This is a genomic window from Candidatus Clostridium eludens (assembly GCF_045310515.1).
In the GTDB taxonomy this organism is placed as follows: Bacteria; Bacillota; Clostridia; order Clostridiales; family Clostridiaceae; genus Clostridium_B; species Clostridium_B eludens.
This window is the reverse complement of the sequence record NZ_JBJHZX010000234.1, coordinates 1-221: the sequence shown is the minus strand read 5'-3', so window position 1 is coordinate 221 and position 221 is coordinate 1. Positions and strand designations below refer to the sequence as shown.

Genomic DNA, 221 nt, shown 5'->3' with positions numbered 1-221 from the left:
ATGAAATATCTGGATGGTCATATTTCGGTGTCCGAATATGCAGAAGAGATTCATATAGGAAATAATGTTTGGATTGCTGCAAATGTTGTAATTATTGGTGGTGTTCATATTGGCGATAATGCTGTTATTGGAGCAGGCAGTGTAGTAACAAAGGATATTCCTAACAACTATCTTGCGTATGGCGTTCCTTGCAAACCAGTGCGAATGATTACTGAAAAAGA

The 221-nt window shown here is 37.6% G+C and carries 1 protein-coding gene; it reads left to right on the top strand.

Going from position 1 to position 221, the window contains the following annotated elements; all coding sequences use genetic code 11:
• On the top strand, window positions 1-221 hold a 221-nt coding region (locus tag ACJDU8_RS25950), incomplete at both ends, for a DapH/DapD/GlmU-related protein (RefSeq protein ID WP_406795055.1).